The sequence below is a fragment of the Neisseria sp. P0008.S010 genome, from assembly GCF_051962715.1.
Classification (GTDB): domain Bacteria; phylum Pseudomonadota; class Gammaproteobacteria; order Burkholderiales; family Neisseriaceae; genus Neisseria; species Neisseria elongata.
In genome coordinates this window covers 1-1,191 of sequence record NZ_JBQCVA010000110.1, presented here as the reverse complement: position 1 = coordinate 1,191, position 1,191 = coordinate 1, and the positions used below count along the sequence as shown (strand labels likewise).

Sequence of the window (1,191 nt, the reverse complement as noted above, 5' to 3'; positions counted from 1 at the left end):
CGGTCGGCAAACGCTTTGGAATGGTTGATGCGGTAATGGATAAAACCGCTTACGTCCGGCTTGTCATAGCTGCTCAGACTATCGGTATAAACAATACTGTCCGGCATGATTTTCCTTTTAATGACAGGCATTAAAGTATCGGATTTGGCATTATCTACGACAACGGTATAGACCCGTCTGTTACGTTTCAGAATGCCGAAGACAACCACTTTTCCTGCCGCACCGCGACCACGTCTGCCTTTACTCCGTCCGTCGAAATAGCTTTCGTCCAACTCGACAGAGCCCTCAAAAACCTCATCGGCGACCAAGGCCAAATGATGGCTGATGACCATACGGATTTTACGGTAGAACAGTGCTGCCGAATTGGGATGGATACCCAAAATATCGGCGGCAGAACGGGCGGTAACTTCGAGTACAAAAAACCGGAGCAGTTCTTTCTGTACTTTTTTCTTTAATTTGTAGTGTGTTATCTTCATATTTCGAGGGTAACATATCTGCTAATCTAGTACAGCCCCTAAAATTTTTGTATGTAGGTAATTTCATGAAAGTCAGATTCCTTAAGTCGTGTTAAGGTGTTCATTTATGCTACACTTTGCATTGCGTTAGGCTTATCATGGTCTACTAGTTTAAATGTTAGGAAATACGAATGGGTGTTATATGAAGAAGTTATTGATATTGGGGTTGACGCTATTTATAGGTTCTCAGGTTTGGGCTGCCCGAGTTTTACCTTCTGATATTCGTTTAGCTGTACTGAAACAAGTTAATTATCCAGATATCGTATTGGCTGGGGATGGATGGAGTTGGACTCAGATTTTGACTCTGGGGCTACTTGGAAGCAATAGAACGGAAACTGAAGCTTTAGAAAGTATTCGGATTAAGGATACTCACAATAGGTTTATTACTAAAAATCGATTACAAGGATATGTGGGGCAACCTGTAGGTGTTTTTTTGAATCATCAGGATCAGGTAAGAGAAGTTTGGATTTTGACGCCAAGTGAATATGAACAACTGAAAAAGCGTGGTCGTGATTAGGCTGATAATGAGATTGGTCAATTTGAGTATCCTTGAATCCCTACTAAAGTAAATATGCAAAATTTTAGTTATGCATTTTTATAGGGGCTGTACTAGATTAGCCCTAAATTCCACACCAAACCCGCAAGATTTTTAGCTGCTGGGACGGTGTGCCGAAGT

2 protein-coding genes are annotated in these 1,191 nt (G+C 41.5%); one reads left to right on the top strand and one right to left on the bottom strand.

The features are described from left to right. A partial coding sequence (locus ACTHSL_RS12675; RefSeq protein ID WP_440381664.1) for an IS1595 family transposase occupies positions 1 to 476 on the bottom strand: 476 nt, incomplete at its 3' end. A 181-nt stretch (positions 477 to 657) separates the two neighbouring features. On the opposite strand from ACTHSL_RS12675, the gene ACTHSL_RS12670 reads away from it, so the two are divergent. Further along, the gene (locus ACTHSL_RS12670; RefSeq protein WP_440381663.1) at positions 658 to 1,032 is read left to right on the top strand and encodes a hypothetical protein; all 375 of its coding nucleotides are present in this window, start codon (positions 658 to 660) and stop codon (positions 1,030 to 1,032) included. Positions 1,033 to 1,191: the final 159 nt, after the last annotated feature.